The organism is Janthinobacterium sp. (assembly GCF_009923995.1).
Classification (GTDB): Bacteria; Pseudomonadota; Gammaproteobacteria; order Burkholderiales; family Burkholderiaceae_D; genus Janthinobacterium.
Window position 1 is genome coordinate 56,132 of sequence record NZ_RFSK01000006.1, and the last position, 15,987, is coordinate 72,118.

Sequence of the window (15,987 nt, forward strand, 5' to 3'; positions counted from 1 at the left end):
ATGGGCCACCTCAATCACTGGCTGCACATGCATGCCGACCAGCTGGACCAATCGTCGCAGCTGGCTGAAACCGTCCTGCCAGCCCTCGCTGGCGACCACCTGCTGCGCATCGGCGTGCCGCAGGAACATGGCGGCGCGGGCGGCGACGTGCGCGACGCCATCCATGCCATCGCCAAGGTCGCCGAAGAATCCGTGACGGCCGCCTTCGTCTTCTGGGGCCAGCGCTGCTTCATCGAATTCATGCTGCAAAGCGGGAACCGCGCCCTGGCCGAGCGCCGCTTGCCCGGCCTGCTGGCCGGCACGCAGGCGGGCGCCAGCGGCCTGTCGAACGCCATGAAATTCTTGTCCGGCATCGAGCAGCTGCAAATCACGGGCGCGCGCCACGCCGACGGCTTGCTCGTCGACGGCGGCCTGGCCTGGGTGACGAACTTGCGCAAGGCGGGTTTCGTCGCGGCGGCAGCCGTGGCGCCGGACGACGGTACGCCGCCCGTCATCGTGGCCTTCGATAGCAGCGCCGCTGGCGTACAGCGCAGCGATGACCTGGACCTGATCGCCCTGCGCGGCAGCAATACGGCGTCCGTCAAGCTGGCGCAGGTGCACATCCCCGCCGCGGACATCATCAGCGACAACGCGCCGGCCTGGCTGCCGCAGGTGCGCCCATCGTTCCTCGGCATGCAGTGCGGCCTGTCGATCGGCCTGGCGCGCGCCAGCCTGGCGCAGGCGGCGCAGATTTCCGCCGGTTCGCGCAACGCGCTCACGCCGCGCATCGAGGCGCTGCAAGCGACCCTGGAGGCGGCTGTCGCGACCCTGCTGGACGGCGTACACGATGGCCGCTTCAAGACGCAGGCGCCAGCCATGTTCCGCCTGCGCATACAGCTGGCGGACGTGCTGCAGCAGGCGCTGATGCTGGAGCTGCAAGCCATGGGCGGACGCGCCTACCTGAACGCGGAGCAGCAGGGCTTTGCCCGCCGCTGGCGCGAATCGTCGTTCATTCCCATCGTCACCCCCAGCCTGACGCAATTGCAATCGGCCTTGCAGCTGTTCGACAGCCAGCAGGCGGCCAAGGCGGCGGGAGCGCCGGCATGACGGTAGCCGCAGAACCGCAACAATGGGCCTTGCAGGCGCAGGACCTGAGCTTTTCCTATCCGGGCGCCGCACCCGTCTTCCAGCGCGTCTCGCTGGGCGTGCGCAAACGCGAAATCGTCTGCCTGCTGGGCGGCAGCGGCTGCGGCAAGTCGAGCCTGCTGCGCGTGCTGGCCGGCCTGCAGCCGCCATCCACGGGCGCCATTCAATTCCTCGACGCCCCCATGCGCGAGCCGGACCCGCGCAGCGCCCTCGTGTTCCAGCAGGCCAGCCTGCTGCCCTGGCTGAACGTCACGGGCAATGCCGGCTTCGGCCTGGACTTCCAGCACCAGCCCAAGCTGACGCGCGAAGCGCACCAGGCGCGCGTGGCGCAAGCCATCGAAGCGGTGGGATTGAAGGGCCGCGAAAAGCTGTATCCCTCCGCGCTGTCGGGCGGCATGGCCCAGCGCGTGGCGCTGGCCCGCGCCCTCGCGCGCGAGCCGGAACTGCTGTTCGCCGATGAACCGTTTTCCGCCCTCGACGCCATCACCCGCGCCGAGATGCAGTCGCTGCTGGTGGACGTGGTGCACCGTTGGCACACGGCCGTGCTGCTCGTCACGCACGATATCGATGAAGCGATCCTCGTCGCCGACCGCATCCTGCTCATGGGCGGCAAGCCGGGCAACATCGTGCGCGAATGGCCCGTCGCCATCGCCCAGCCCCGCATCGGCCACAGCGCCGACGTCATCGCCCTCAAGATGGACATCCTCGACGCCTTGCAAAGCATGCAAAAGCAGGACCAGCAGCCAGTCTTTGCTCCCAATTAATCGACCGGAACTTCCCCATGACATTCGAAGACCAAAACAAACCCCTGCACATCTGCGCCTCGTCCGATTGCGACTGCGGCCTGACGCGGCGCGACTTTCTGCGCATGTCGGCACTGGCCACGGCCAGCGTCGCCTCGCCCCTGCTGTTCGCCGGCGACGCCATCGCCCAGCAAGGACCGAAAGGCGATGACCAGCCCGTCAAAATCGGCTACCTGCCCATCACCGATGCCACCCCGCTGCTGGTCGCCCACGCCCGCAAGCTGTTCGAGGCGGAAGGCTTGCAGGCCGAAACGCCGCGCCTGTTCCGCAGCTGGGCGCAGATCATCGAAGCCTTTGTCGCCGGCCAGGTCAACGTCATCCACCTGCTGTCGCCCGCCACCCTGTGGGTGCGCTATGGCGCCAAGTTCCCCGCCAAGGTCGTCGCCTGGAACCACGTCAACGGCTCCGCACTGACGGTGGCCAACGAGATCAACAAGGTGTCCGATCTGGGCGGACGCACGGTCGCCATTCCGTTCTGGTACTCGATCCACAACATCCTGCTGCAGCAGATCCTGTCCGCCAATGGCCTCACGCCCGTCACGCGCGCGCGCAACGCGGCCATCAAATCGAATGAAGTCAACCTGGTGGTGCTGGCGCCGGCCGAAATGGTCTCGGCCCTGGCCAGCAAGTCCATCGCCGGCTACATCGTGGCCGAGCCCTTCAATGCGGCGGCGGAAAACGCCGGCATCGGCAAGATCCTGCGCTTCTCGGGCGACGTGTGGAAAAACCATGCCTGCTGCGTCACCTTCCTGTCCGAGCGCGACATCAACACGCGGCCGGAATGGGCGCAGAAGGTCACCAACGCCATCGTCAAGGCGCAGCTGTGGACGCGCTCGAACCAGGTCGACACGGCCAAGCTGCTGTCGAACGTGGGCGAACACCGCTACACGCCGCATCCGCTGCAGGTGCTGACCAAGGTACTGGCCACCACCGATTACGCCGGCTATGAAAAGCAGGGCCTGATCGTGCACAAGAACTGGCAGCAGCGCCGCATCGACTTCCAGCCATATCCGTTCGCCTCGTACACGGAAGAACTGGTGCGCGCCATCGGCCGCACCAAGGTCGAAGGTGATACGCGCTTCCTGGCGAACCTCGATCCGAAGTTCGCCGCGCGCGACCTGGTCGATGACCGCTTCGTGCGCAAGGCCATCACCGCCGTGGGTGGCCCGGCCGCCTTCGGCCTGCCGGCCAACCTGCTGCGCAGCGAAACCGTGGCGGTCTGACGATGGCGAGCAAGCTGTTCACGAAGTTCGGCCTGCCCCTGGTGGGGCTGGCCTGTGCCTTGCTGTTGTGGTCCGTGGGCGTGACGGCGCTGGAGAAATCCACGCCCATCGCCACCGCCTTCGCGCCGCTGCCCACGGCGCTGGCGTTCAAGGAGATGCTGGGCGGCCCGGATATCTGGCTGCACGTGGTATTGAGCCTGCAAAGGGTGGCCGTGGGCCTGGGGCTGGCCATCGTCATCGGCGTGCCGCTGGGCGTGCTGGTGGCCATGTCGAAAAGCTTTTCCGGCGCGGCCATGCCCCTGTTCCAGCTGCTGCGCATGATTTCGCCGCTGTCGTGGATGCCGATCGCCGTGATGGTGCTGGGTGTCGGCGATGCGCCCGTGTACTTCCTGCTGGCGTTTGCGGCCGTCTGGCCTATCCTGCTCAATACGGCGGCCGGCGTGGCGCGGCTCGATCCGAACTGGCTGCTGCTGGCGCGCAGCCTGTCGGCCACGCGCAGCGAGATCGTCTTCAAGGTGATTTTACCGGGCATCACGGCCGATATTTTGACGGGCGTGCGCCTGGCCATCGGCATCATCTGGATCGTGCTGGTGCCGGCGGAAATGCTGGGCGTCTCGGCCGGCCTGGGCTACTTCATCCTCGATACGCGCGACCGCCTGGCGTATTCGGAACTGATGGCCGCCATCGTGCTGATCGGGATTTTAGGGTTTATCCTCGACTACCTGGCCCGCGCCGCGCATGCGCGCTGGCTGCACGTGAAGAACTAGGCCGCCTGCTCCAGCGGCAGCGCGGCGGCCACCGCCGCTTGCGTTGCCGCCGCCAGGTCGCGCCGGTGCGCGTCCAGCGTCGCCACCGGCGCCAGGCAAGTCAAACGCGCCGTGATGGGCGGTCCGCTCAGGATCGCCACCATGCTTTGTGCAAAACTCATCTCGCCGATGAAATCGACGGCGTGATGCAAGTCCCCCTTGTCATCCACGTACACGAGCGCGAACGGCTGCACCGGCACTTGCGCGTCGATGGCCGCCTCGAACAGGTTGGCGTGGAACGGCAAAATCTGTCCCTGCGCGGCGGTGGTGCCTTCGGGGAAGAACGCGATACGCTCGCCCGCCTGCAATTTATCCACCAGGCCCTGGAAAATCAGGCGCAGGTCGCGTTTGCTGCCGCGCGAAATGAAGATGGTGCCGGCGCGTCCCGCCAGCCAGCCCAGGATCGGCCAGGCGCGGATTTCCGCCTTGGCGACGAAACGGCAGGGATGGACGGCGTTGATGACGAAGATGTCGAGCCACGAAACGTGATTGGCCACCACCATGGCATGGTCGAGCGCCGGCAGGCTGGCGGCCGGCTGCACCACGCGTACGCCGCAGATATCGAGCAGCTGCGTGGACCAGCGGCGGATGCGCCGGTTGCGCCCCTCCAGGTCCAGCCACGGGAACAGCACGGCGCTCTTGGCCATGCCGCAGCTCAGGTGAATGGCGATGCGCGCGAGGCGGTAGGTAAGCAGAAGTTTCAAATGACACCAGATAAAGAAGCAAACCCACAGCAAATTCTGGGGTCAGACCCGGCGGGGGAATCCGCCCCAATGGGGCGAATTCCGCTCCTGAAAGGACTGACCCCGGCAGTATGCTGGAGTTTCACTCCAGTACAAAAAATTAACGCTGGAACGCCACCTGTCCAGCCACGATGGTCGCCTTGACGATGCCGCTCAGCTCATAGCCGAGGAACGGCGTGTGCTTGCCCTGGCTGGCCAGCGACGCCGACGACACGGTCCAGCGCGCGGCAGGATCGAAGACGCAGATGTCGGCCGCTTCGCCCACGGCCAGGCTGCCCGCCGGAATGCCGGCAACCCGCGCCGCGTCCGACGTGATCTTCGCCACGGCACGCGCCAGCGGACTCGCGCCCGTTTGCGGCTGATTCAGGGCGTAGTCGTCGGCCCATTTCAGGGCCAGCGACAGCAGCAGTTCCAGGCCTGTCGCGCCGGGCGAGGCTTCACCGAAAGGCAGCAGCTTTTCATCGTCGTCGACGGGCGTGTGGTCCGAGCACATGGCGTCCACGGTGCCGTCGAGCAGGCCGGCGCGGATCGCATCGCGGTCGCGCTGGCTGCGGAACGGCGGCGTGACCCTCGCGTTCGGGTCGAAGAAGCCGATGTCGGCATCCGTCAGGTGCGCATGGTGCGCGCCCACGTCGCAGGTGACGGGCAAGCCTTCGGCCTTGGCGGCGCGGATCAGCTCCAGGCCGGCGGCCGACGAAATGCGGCACAGATGCACGCGTGCGCGGCTGGCGCGCATCAGCTCGAAAATCGTGTGCAGCGCGATGGTTTCGGACATCACGGGCACGCCGGACAAACCGAGGCGCGAGGCCAGCGGGCCGCTGTGGGCGATGCCGCCACGGCCGATGTGCGGGTCCTGCGGGCGCAGCCAGACGGTGTAGCCGAAGGTGTTCGCATACTGCATGGCGCGCAGCAGCACGGTGGTGTCCTCGATCGGCTCTTCCGCCTGCGCGAAGCCGATGCAGCCCGCTTCCGTCAGTTCCGCCATCTCCGTCAGCGACTGGCCCTTCAAGCCCATGGTCAGCGCGCCCAGCGGGTGCACGTGGGCCTTGTTCTGCGTCTTGGCGCGGTATTTCAGCATTTCCACCAGGCCCGGCTCATCGAGCACGGGGTCGGTGTCCGGCGGGCAGACCAGGCTCGTGACGCCGCCCTGCAGGGCCGCCTGCAATTCCGACTCCAGGGTCGCCTTGTATTCGTAGCCCGGCTCGCGCAGGCGCGCGGACAGGTCGACCAGGCCGGGGGAAACCACCAGGCCGGCCGCGTCAAACGTGCTGTCGGCGGTGAAACCGGCGGGGGCGCTGCCCACGGCCAGCACCTTGCCGTCGGCGATGAACAGGTCTTGCAAGCCATCGATGCCGTTGGCAGGGTCGATCAGGTGGCCGTTCTTGATATGTAGTGTCGTCATGCTTGCTTCTCGTCCTTGGGCCATCAGCCCTGATTACCAGCCAAAATACTCATCACCGCCATGCGCACGGCGATACCGAACGTCACCTGCGGCAGGATCACCGCCTGCGGACCGTCGGCCACGGCCGAATCGATCTCCACGCCGCGGTTCATCGGACCCGGATGCATGACGATGGCGTCCGGCTTGGCCAGCGCCAGGCGTTCAGGCGTCAGCCCATAGCTCTTGAAGTACTCCTGCGCCGACGGCAGCAGCGCGCCGCTCATGCGTTCATTTTGCAGGCGCAGCATGATGATCACGTCCACGCCTTTCAAGCCTTCATCCATGTTGGTGAAGGTGCGCACGCCCATCTGTTCCAGGCCGCCCGGCAGCAGGGTGTGCGGGCCGATGGCGCGCACTTCCGGCACGCCCAGCGTAGTCAGCGCGTGGATATCGGAACGGGCCACGCGGCTGTGCAGGATGTCGCCCACGATGGCCACCGTCAGGTTGGTAAAATCCTTCTTGTAGTGGCGGATCGTGTACATGTCGAGCAAGCCCTGGGTTGGGTGCGCGTGGCGGCCGTCGCCGGCGTTGACCACGTGGACATGCGGCTGCTTCGTGTCGATCAGGTGCTTGGCGATCAGGTAGGGGGCGCCCGACTGCGCATGGCGCACGACGAACATGTCGGCATGCATGGCCGACAGGTTGTCGATGGTGTCGAGCAGCGACTCGCCCTTGCTGGCCGACGATGCCTGGATATTCAGGTTGATGACGTCGGCCGACAAACGCTTCGAGGCGATCTCGAAGGTGGTGCGGGTGCGCGTGGAGTTTTCAAAGAACAGGTTGAAAACGCTCTTGCCGCGCATCAGCGGCACCTTCTTGACGTCGCGGTCGGAGATGCCGACGAACGAGGAAGCGGTGTCGAGGATGTGGTTGACGATAGACTTCGGCAAGCCTTCGATCGTCAGCAGATGTTGCAGTTCGCCGTGTTTATTCAGTTGCGGATTAAGCATGGTGGGTATCTATGGTAAGCGTGAATTTTCCGTCGTCGGCTTGCTTCAGGACCAGGGCCTGGCCAGGCGGCACGGCAGTGAAGGCTGCCACGAAATCGGCGGCTACCGGCAGCTGGCGCTCGCCGCGGTCGACCAGGGCGGCCAGCATGATCTTCGCCGGACGGCCATAGTCGAACAATTCGTTGATGGCCGCGCGCGTGGTGCGGCCCGTGTACAGCACGTCGTCGACCAGCAGGATGGTGGCGCCGGCCACGTCGAAACTGATTTGCGTCGGCTTGACGTCCGCATGCAGGCCTTTCTGGGCGAAGTCGTCGCGGTAGAACGAGACATCGAGCACGCCCAAGCGGTCGAGCAGGTTCAGGTCGCGCGCCAGGCGCTCGGCCAGCCAGGCACCGCCCGAATGGATGCCGACGATGGCCACGTTGGTGACGCCCGCCAGGCCGCTCCGCACTTGCTGCAGCAAGTCGGCGTACAGGGCCTCGGCGTCGAGTTGGGAAGGGTTCGTAGGGTGCGGCATAGAGTTCTTAATCATTCAGGAATGCAGTCTAAGGTCAGATTAATAATTCGCGTCGAAATACTGCTGCAGGATGATGGCGGCGGCGCGATCATCGATGACTTCACCGCGCTTGGCGGCGATGACGGCCGAGGAATAGCGCTCGTCGACCAGTTCCACGGGCAGGTTGAAGCGACCGTGCACCTGGTTGGCGAAGCGCCGGCAGCGCGCGCTCATTTCGTGCTCCGTGCCATCCGGGTGGCTGGGCAAGCCCACCACGATGCGGCTGGCGCCCCACTCCTTGATCAGGCTGGCGATGGCGGCAAATTTTGGCTCGTTCGCCGTGGCCGTGATCACGCTGAGCGGCTTGGCCTGGCAAATCATGGTATTGCCGATGGCCACGCCGATGCGTTTCAGGCCAAAATCGAAGGCGAGGACGGTGTCGATGGCGTCACCGCTCATGCGTGGCCAGCCTCGCTTGCCAGCATCAAGGGGTCGATGCCCAGCAACTTGATGGCCGCCACGTAGCGCTGCTCGATGGGGAAATCGAACAGGATGTCGGCCGAGGCGCCCACCGTCAGCCAGCCATTGCGGCCGATCTCGTCCTCCAGCTGGCCCGGGCTCCAGCCCGAGTAGCCGATGGAGACCAGCATGCGCTCGGGGCCATCGCCCTTGGCGACGGCTTCGAGCACGTCGATCGAGGTGGTAAACGCGATTTCATCCGTCACCGTCAGCGACGACGAATAGCGCGCGCCCGGCGTGTGCAGCACGAAGCCGCGGTCGTCCTGCACCGGGCCGCCAAACATGATCGGTTCATGGACGATGGGCGCATCGCTGCCGGCGGCCAGTTTCAGGTCGATGCGCTCGAACAGCACTTCCATCGTCATGTCGGTGGGTTTGTTGATGACGACGCCCAGCACGCCGTTTTCATTGTGTTCGCATACGTAGACGACCGTGCCGCCGAAGATCGGGTCTTGCATGGCCGGCATCGCAATCAGGAAATGGTTGGCCAGATTCAGGGTGGAGGAACCAGTGGCAGCCGGCTCGCCGACGCCCTGCATCAAACGATGTCCTGGTAGAGTCTGGTCGATTTTACTCTTCTTCATACGCGATGCTCTCTCTGTGGGCTTGCTGGCAAGTCTCGCTTACCCCGCTGTCGTACGTCTGGCACAGCCCGCCGCGAATGTGGGGCGGCGTGCAGTCATGTTGCCAGACGCTATTCTTGTTATGTTATAAATTTATTTATACATTCGCTACCAAAAGTGCATCGCGCGTATTGCGGAATATCACACAACCGCAATTACAATCGCAATGACAGCCACATTTCGGAAACAATTGTAAAATCGATTGCAAAATCGCTGTCGCACATAAAACACTGCGCACATACCCGCTAGTTTACACTGAATTGCCGCCACAGCGACGCCAATGGCATGACGCGAGCGGCCATAAGGCCCACTCGACGGCAAAAAAACGCTTATCTTTGACCCGGAACACGCGAAAATAATGACCCTCAAGACTTCCCTCGTATGGTTCCGGCGCGACCTGCGCGCCTTTGACCATGCTGCATTGCATCACGCCCTGCGCCAGAGCCAGGCCGTGCACTGCGTGTTTGTGTATGACACGGCCATCCTGGCGGCACTGCCGCGCCGCGACCGGCGCGTCGATTTCATCCATGCCAGCGTGGCCGAACTGGCGGCCGAATTGCGCGCACTTGGCGGCGACCTGATCGTGCTGCACGCCGATGCGGCCGAAGCGATTCCCCGTCTGGCCGCCGAATTGCAGGCCGATGCCGTCTTCGCCAACCACGACTACGAACCGCAAGCCATCGCCCGCGACGCCACGGTGGCGGCCGCGCTGACGCGCGACGCGCGCCTGTGGTTCAGCTTCAAGGACCAGGTGATCTTTGAAAAGGACGAAGTCCTCACCCTGTCGCAGAAACCCTATACCGTCTACACGCCGTACAAGAATGCGTGGCTGAAGAAAATGCGCGCCGAACCTGGCTGCCTGGCCCCTTTCGACATCGAACCGCACGCAGCCCGCCTGGCGCCACCGCGCCACGGCGCGCCGGCGCCCTTGCCCTCCCTGGGAGAACTGGGTTTCGAGCCGAGCAACCTGGCCGAACTGGCGATTCCGACTGGCATGTCGGGCGCCAGCAAGCTGTTCGAGGATTTTTTGCCGCGCGCGGCACGCTATGACGTGGCACGCGACTTTCCCGCGCTGAAAGGGCCGTCCTATCTGTCCATGCATCTGCGCTTCGGCACTGTCTCGCTGCGCTACCTGGTGCGCACCATCGTCGACCTGATGGACCGGGGCGGCGGCGGCGACGGCGCGCCCGTGTGGCTGGCGGAACTGATCTGGCGCGACTTCTACGCCATGATCCTGTACCAGAATCCGCACGTGGAAGGCGGCGCCTTCAAGCCCGCGTACGACGCCATCGCCTGGGAAACGGGGCCCGAGGCCGATGCCGCCTTTGCCGCCTGGTGCGAAGGCCGCACCGGCTATCCGCTGGTGGACGCGGCCATGGCGCAGCTGAACCAGACAGGCTACATGCACAACCGCCTGCGCATGGTCACGGCCTGTTTCCTGATCAAGGATCTGGGTATCGACTGGCGCCGCGGCGAGGCGTATTTCGCGCTGCACCTGAACGACTTCGACCTGGCCTCGAACAATGGCGGCTGGCAGTGGGCGTCGTCCTCGGGCTGCGATGCGCAGCCTTATTTCCGTATCTTCAATCCGATTACGCAATCGGAAAAATTCGATGCGGGCGGCCGCTTCATCCGCCGCTACCTGCCGCAACTGAAGGCGCTGGGAGACAAGGAAATCCACGCCCCATGGCTGGTGCCACGCATGCTGCTCGAACAAAAAAACATCGTGCTGGGGCGCGACTATCCGGAGCCGCTGGTGCAGCACGACGAGGCGCGCAAGGAAACCCTGGAGCGCTATGCCGTGGTAAAGGCCGTGGCGTAGGCCGGATCAGCGGGGCACGCCCCGCATCAGCCGACGAAATTGCCGGCATGGCGGTGATGCCGGCTCACGCCACGCCGCCGCCCAGCAGGCGCGCCACTTCCGCCAGCAGTTCGTCCTCCTGGAACGGCTTGCCGAAGTACGCGTTCACCCCCAGTTCAAACGCATGCGTACGGTGCTTGTCGGCGCTGCGCGAAGTGATCATGATGACGGGAATGGCGCGCGTCTTGTCGTCGCTGCGCACATTGCGCGTCAGGTCAAAGCCATCCATGCGCGGCATTTCCACGTCGACCAGCAGCAGGGCAGGCATGGCCGGCGCCGCCAGCGCGTGCAGCTGTTCCAGCGCATCGACGCCGTCCTTTGCCAGCATGACCAAATAGCCTTCGCGCTCGAACAGCCGCTGCATCACGCGGCGCACGGTCAGGGAGTCATCGACCACCATCACGCAGGCGCGCGGCGCGGCAAGCGCGCTGGAAGCGGCGCGCTGGTCTCCGGACGCCACCACGTACTGCGGCAGCAATTCGGGGTGATGCTCGAGGTGCTGCGCCAGCGCCACCGGGTTCAGGATCAGCACGATATCGCCCGTGCCCAGCACCGTGGCGCCGGCGATCCCCGGCATGCGCGCCAGCTGCGGCCCCACATGCTTGACCACCACCTCGCGGTTGCCCAGCACGTCGTCGACCTGCAGCGCCAGCCTGTCGTTGCCATTCCTGAGCAGCAGCACGGGTACGTAACGCTGCACGGCCGGCGCCGCCGGCGTCTCGCCCAGCATGGACGACAGGTGGTGCAGCGCCAGCGCATGGCCGTGCGACTCGATGCAGCCGGCCGCCTGCACCTGCTCCAGCTGTTCGCCCTTCAAATGCAGCACCTGCTCCACCAGCACCGATGGCAAGGCATAGGTTTTTCCGTGCGCCGCCAGCAGCACCACTTGCGTCACAGCCAGGGTCAGCGGCAGGTGTATCGTGAAGCGCAGACCTTGCCCCGCCTGCGTGGCTGTCTCGATGCGGCCGCCCAGGGCCAGCGCTTCGGAGCGCACGATGTCCATGCCCACGCCCCTTCCCGCCAGTTCCGTCAGGCTGTCGGCGGTGGAAAAACCGGGGGCGAAAATCAGCTCGGCCGCCTGCGCATCGCCCAGCTGGGCATCCGGCGCCACCAGGCCGGCGCTGAGCGCCTTGGCGCGGATGCGTTCCAGGTCCAGTCCCGCGCCATCGTCGGAAAAGGCGATCGCCACCTCGTTGCCCTGCTGGCTTACCTGCACCAGCAGCTCCCCCGTTTCGCTCTTGCCTGCGGCCAGGCGCGCGTCGCGCGGCTCGATGCCGTGGACGATGGCGTTGCGCAGCAGGTGTTCGAACGGCGCCGCCATGCGTTCGAGCACGCTACGGTCGATTTCCACGCCACCGCCGCGGATATCGAGGTTGACGCGCTTGTCGACTTCCTTGGCGCTTTGCCGCGCCACGCGGAACAGGCGCTCGGCGATGCTGGCAAACGGCACCATGCGGATCTGCATCAGGTCGCGCTGCAGATCGCGCGTCAGCCGTGCCTGCAGCACCAGGTCGTCCGTCACGGCATCGACGCTGTGGCTGAGATTTTCATGGAAAGACGCCACGTCGTTGACGCTTTCGGCCATCATCCGCGTCAGTTCCTGCAGGCGCGTAAAACGGTCGAATTCGAGCGGATCGAAATCGCGTTCGCTGCCGACGGCCATGCGCGAGGCGATCTGCGATTCGGCCTGTATTTCCACTTCGCGCAGCTGGCGCCGCAGGCGCTGCAGATTATCGGAAAATTCCGCCAGCGAAGCGCCCAGCACGCCGACCTCGTTTTCCATCTTCGAGCGCGTGATCGATACTTCGCCAGCCTGGTTCACCAGGCGGTCGAGGATATCGGCCCGCACGCGCACCAGGGCCGCCTTCGGCTCGGCGACGGGCATGTCTTCCATGCCCGGCAAGGGCAGCAAGGGCTGCTGCAGCTGTTCGAACAGATGCAGCGCATGGTCGTAATGGGCCAGCAGTTCCTCGAAGGCTTGCGGCGTGGCGGTGCCGGCATGCAGCATGTTTTCGATATGCGTCTCGATTTCATGCGCGTGCTGGCCCAGGCGCATGGCGCCGGCCATGCGCGCGCTGCCCTTGACCGTGTGCAGGGTACGCAGCAGCATCTGCGCCTGGCCGCTGTCGTGCGGCTGCTGCTGCCAGCTGCGCAGTGCCTCGCCGATCTGCGGCAGCAGGTCGGCGCCCTCCTCCAGGAAGACGGACAGCAGGTCGAGGTCGAGTTCATCGCTGATGCCGGCGCTGGCGGCCAGCAGCGCAGCCGCATCGGCCGGCATGATGGCGGGCACCAGCGCTTCCGGCAGCGCATGTTCCAGCGGCGGCGCGTGCTCGAAGCCGGCGTCGAACAGGTCGTCGCTGCTACCGAGGTCCGCTGCGGGTGTTTCGGCTGTCGCGGGGACATCCGCCTGCAGCGCGTCTGCGACGATGCTCGCATAGGTCGCCGCGAACAGGGTCTCGAGCTGCGGATCGGCGGGCCCGGCTGCCGCCCCGGCTGGCGTTTCGGCCGGCGATACCGCCTGCGCCGGCGTGCCGACGATGCTGGCGTAGGTGGCCGCAAACAGGGCGTCGAGCTGCTCTTCCCGGCTCTCGCCGGGCGGTGCCGTCAACGACCGCCACAGGGTATTGAGCGCCTCGATCATGTCCGGCTGCGCCGGCGCCAGGTCGCCCAGGGCAAACGCCTGCAGCATCTGCCCGATGCGCTGCGTGGCCTGCTCCAGCACGTCGTGCTGCGCATCGCGCAAGCCGGCCCGCGGCGGCACCACCGTTTCGATCGTCGTTTCCAGCGCATGCGCCAGGTCGCGCAGGGCCTGGAAGCCCACCGTGCCAGAAGTACCCGCCAGGGTATGCACGGCCTGCAGCGCTTCCCCGCTGACGGCGCGCTGCTCATGGCGCCACTCGCCGAAGTCGCGCGTCAGCACGCGCAGCAATTCATCCGTCTCGGCCAGGTAGATATTGTACAAAGGCAGGCTGATGCGCAACTCGCCCACGTGCTTCAGGTGATCGTCGGGTGCCTCATGCGCGGCAGGCGCCGTGGCGGAAGGAAAGCCGATCACGTTGCCGCTGCCGGACAAGGACACGGGCGCGGACGCCTTCGCTGCCGGCGGCTCGGCCGCGGCAGGACGCGGCTTGCGCAGCGAACGGCCCGCCTTCGCGCACGCGTTCGGCTGCCGCCAGCAGCATGCCCGCCTCGCGCTCGCGTCCCGCGCCGCCTTCCAGTTCGGCGATCCATTCGCTGAGCTGGTACCAGCCGTAGTTAAGCAGGGTAAACAAATCATCGCTGGCCGGGCGCGCCTCGGCCAGCCAGGTATTCATGACGCGCTCGATGGCACCGGCCGCCTCGGCAAACTGCGCCAGGCCGATCATGCGGCTGCTGCCCTTCAAGGTATGGAAGGAACGGCGCAACATGGCCAGGTGCTCGCTGCCGGCGGCCTGTTCGCGCGGCAGGGCCAGGGTCGTGTCGATGAAGGCCAGCACGTCGCGCGCCTCGGCGATGAAGATGTCGAGCATCTCCGCATCCATGTCCGCGGCGGCGGGGGCAAGGTCGATGGCGGACGGCGCGACCGGCGCCAGCGCCTGGTCCAGCAGGGGCACGGGCACCGCGCCGGCGGCGGCCACTTTCTCGAACGGCAGCGCGCGGAAGGTGCCGGCGGCGGCGTCAAAATGAAACCTCCCCTTGGCCGCCTGCGCATTGCGGCCCAGCATATCGACAAAGAAGCCCAGGGCGCTGACATTCTGCGCGATCTCGTCCAGCGCCTCGGCCTGTTCAACCTGTGCCTCGCTGTCCGGCAGCTGCCGCACGGCCGCATCGACCTGCGCCACGGCGGCGCTGGCATCGTCCTGTCCCAGTACGGCCAGTTGCTGCTGCAATTGCCGCAGCAAGGGCGCCACGCCATCGAGCGAAATGCGGCCAGCACCATCGGCGTAATAGTCGTTGAGGAGTCGCTCCACTTGGCGCAGGCCCGTTTTCATGTCGTCGGCCAGCGCGGCGACGGTCTGGCCCTGTTCGATCTGGCGCGACAGCTCGCCAGCACTGGCGGGCGGCGGCGCCTCGCCGGCCAGCAGCGCCTGCAGGCGCGCGGCGATGGTTTCCGCGTTGCCCGCGAAATCGTCGGGCAGGCGGCGCACCTGCTCCAGGCCCGTCTCGGCGAACAGCAGCGCCGTGCCGATTTCCTGTTCCAGGGCCGCACTGCGTCCGCTGACCACGGCTTGCCGCGCCACGTCCGCGCACTGGCGCAGCAGACTGGCCAGGGCCGGCAGTTTCAGGGCATCCGCGTGCGCCGCCACGTCCTGCAAGGAGCGGTCAAAGTCCGCGCTGCGGGCAGGATCGAGATCGGCCTGCGCCAGGCGGCTCCAGCCGGCGCGCGCCTGCGCCAGGCGGCTCCAGCCGGCGCGCGCCTGCGCCAGCGCCGTGCGCGCGTCCTGCAGGGTATCCTGGTCGACCTGGCCATAGCGCCGCGTTTCCACGTCGGCGGGCACCATGCCATCGAGCGCGAACGCCGTGCGCAGCTGCTGCGCCGCCGGCGTCGGTTCAGCGGCGGCGGCGATGAAGAACAGGGCATCGCGCAGCATCGTTTCGGGCAGGCTGGCCGTGCCCTGGGCCAGGCGGCGCAACTGCAGATTGATCAGGCCAAACAGCTGCTTCACATAGAGCGTGCCCATGCCCTCGCCGCTGGCCGCCAGCCCGGCGAAGGCCTGCATGGCGTACCAGAAGGTGCGCGCCGGCGCCTCTTGCTGCGCGTCGGCCACGAGGGTCAAGGTTTCATGGAGGGCGGCGGCATGCTGGCGCCTTGTTGCGTCGTCCTGCGCCTTCAGGAAGGGCAGCAAGGACTTTTCAAAGCGGCCGCGCCATGCCGGATAATCGGCGCCCGGCGGCGTCTGGTGCAGCGCGATGGCATGGCCTTCCAGCACGGACGATGGCGGAAAAAACAGGTCGGCCGGATGGATGCGCTCAGCGCCCAGCATGGTTTGCAGGGCCCGATAATAGGGGAACAGACGGGTCGGCTGCGGCGGCGTGCCGGCCACCAGGTCTTCCAGGTATTCGGTGAGGGCCTGATACAGCTCGGCGACGACCTGCGCATGATCCACCGTGTACTCCAGGCTGCCGTCGCGAAAGCGCGCCAGCGCCTGTTCCGCGCCGGCCGTCAGCAGGCTGGTGCCGGCCACGTCGACCATCACCAGCGCGCCGTGCGCCTGGTGCAGATGCGAGCGCGCATGCTGCAGTGCCGTGGCGCGCTCCTCGCGCTCGCGGCCACCCGCTTCGAACAGCGCCGTCTTCGAGCGACCCAGCGCTTCGCGGATTTCCACCATCACCCACGACAGAGGTTCGCTGTCGAACGGCTTGGACTGCTGCGGACTATCTGGTGTGCTCATGCATGCCTCGGTAAAGAAATCGTAG

11 protein-coding genes and 1 pseudogene are annotated in these 15,987 nt (G+C 66.3%); 5 read left to right on the forward strand and 7 right to left on the reverse strand.

What is annotated here, in order from left to right; translation table 11 throughout:
- Genes EBS11_RS04790 through EBS11_RS04805 form a run of 4 tightly spaced genes read left to right on the forward strand, consistent with a single transcriptional unit; the run spans window position 1 to window position 3,918 of the window.
- Entirely contained in the window at window positions 1-1,086 is a 1,086-nt protein-coding gene (locus EBS11_RS04790) for an acyl-CoA dehydrogenase family protein (protein WP_290600944.1), read from the forward strand.
- Entirely contained in the window at window positions 1,083-1,889 is an 807-nt protein-coding gene (locus tag EBS11_RS04795; protein ID WP_290600945.1) for an ABC transporter ATP-binding protein, read from the forward strand. The genes EBS11_RS04790 and EBS11_RS04795 overlap by 4 nt, the downstream gene beginning before the upstream one ends.
- A 17-nt stretch (window positions 1,890-1,906) precedes the next feature.
- The gene (locus EBS11_RS04800) at window positions 1,907-3,151 is read left to right on the forward strand and encodes an ABC transporter substrate-binding protein (RefSeq protein WP_290600948.1); all 1,245 of its coding nucleotides are present in this window, start codon (window positions 1,907-1,909) and stop codon (window positions 3,149-3,151) included.
- Window positions 3,152-3,153: 2 nt separating this feature from the next.
- Window positions 3,154-3,918 carry an ABC transporter permease gene (locus EBS11_RS04805; RefSeq protein WP_290600949.1) on the forward strand — a complete coding sequence of 255 codons (765 nt, stop codon included), beginning with the start codon at window positions 3,154-3,156 and terminating at the stop codon, window positions 3,916-3,918.
- On the opposite strand, the gene EBS11_RS04810 is transcribed toward EBS11_RS04805, so the two are convergent.
- The 6 genes from EBS11_RS04810 to EBS11_RS04835 form a co-directional block, all read right to left on the reverse strand.
- Window positions 3,915-4,661, reverse strand: a complete 747-nt coding sequence (locus EBS11_RS04810) for a lysophospholipid acyltransferase family protein (protein WP_290600951.1) — start codon at window positions 4,659-4,661, stop codon at window positions 3,915-3,917. The two genes, EBS11_RS04805 and EBS11_RS04810, sit on opposite strands and share 4 nt — an antisense overlap.
- Window positions 4,662-4,800: 139 nt before the next feature.
- Window positions 4,801-6,102 (reverse strand): dihydroorotase, encoded by a 1,302-nt coding sequence (locus tag EBS11_RS04815; RefSeq protein ID WP_290600952.1) that lies wholly within the window; start codon window positions 6,100-6,102, stop codon window positions 4,801-4,803.
- Between the two features lie 23 nt (window positions 6,103-6,125).
- Window positions 6,126-7,091, reverse strand: coding sequence for an aspartate carbamoyltransferase catalytic subunit (locus EBS11_RS04820; RefSeq protein WP_034746695.1), 966 nt, complete (start codon window positions 7,089-7,091; stop codon window positions 6,126-6,128).
- Complete coding sequence (gene pyrR / locus EBS11_RS04825; RefSeq protein WP_290600954.1) at window positions 7,084-7,608, reverse strand: bifunctional pyr operon transcriptional regulator/uracil phosphoribosyltransferase PyrR; 525 nt, start codon at window positions 7,606-7,608, stop codon at window positions 7,084-7,086. Before pyrR ends, EBS11_RS04820 begins: the two co-directional genes overlap by 8 nt.
- A 39-nt stretch (window positions 7,609-7,647) precedes the next feature.
- Window positions 7,648-8,046 (reverse strand): Holliday junction resolvase RuvX, encoded by a 399-nt coding sequence (ruvX, locus tag EBS11_RS04830; protein ID WP_290600956.1) that lies wholly within the window; start codon window positions 8,044-8,046, stop codon window positions 7,648-7,650.
- Window positions 8,043-8,645, reverse strand: coding sequence for a YqgE/AlgH family protein (locus tag EBS11_RS04835; RefSeq protein WP_290601051.1), 603 nt, complete (start codon window positions 8,643-8,645; stop codon window positions 8,043-8,045). The genes ruvX and EBS11_RS04835 overlap by 4 nt, the downstream gene beginning before the upstream one ends.
- Before the next feature lie 442 nt (window positions 8,646-9,087).
- On the opposite strand from EBS11_RS04835, the gene EBS11_RS04840 reads away from it, so the two are divergent.
- The gene (locus EBS11_RS04840; RefSeq protein ID WP_290600958.1) at window positions 9,088-10,551 is read left to right on the forward strand and encodes a deoxyribodipyrimidine photo-lyase; all 1,464 of its coding nucleotides are present in this window, start codon (window positions 9,088-9,090) and stop codon (window positions 10,549-10,551) included.
- 64 nt (window positions 10,552-10,615) lie between these two features.
- On the opposite strand, the pseudogene EBS11_RS04845 reads toward EBS11_RS04840, so the two are convergent.
- A pseudogene (locus tag EBS11_RS04845) lies at window positions 10,616-15,962 on the reverse strand (Hpt domain-containing protein).
- Between the last annotated feature and the right edge of the window lie 25 nt (window positions 15,963-15,987).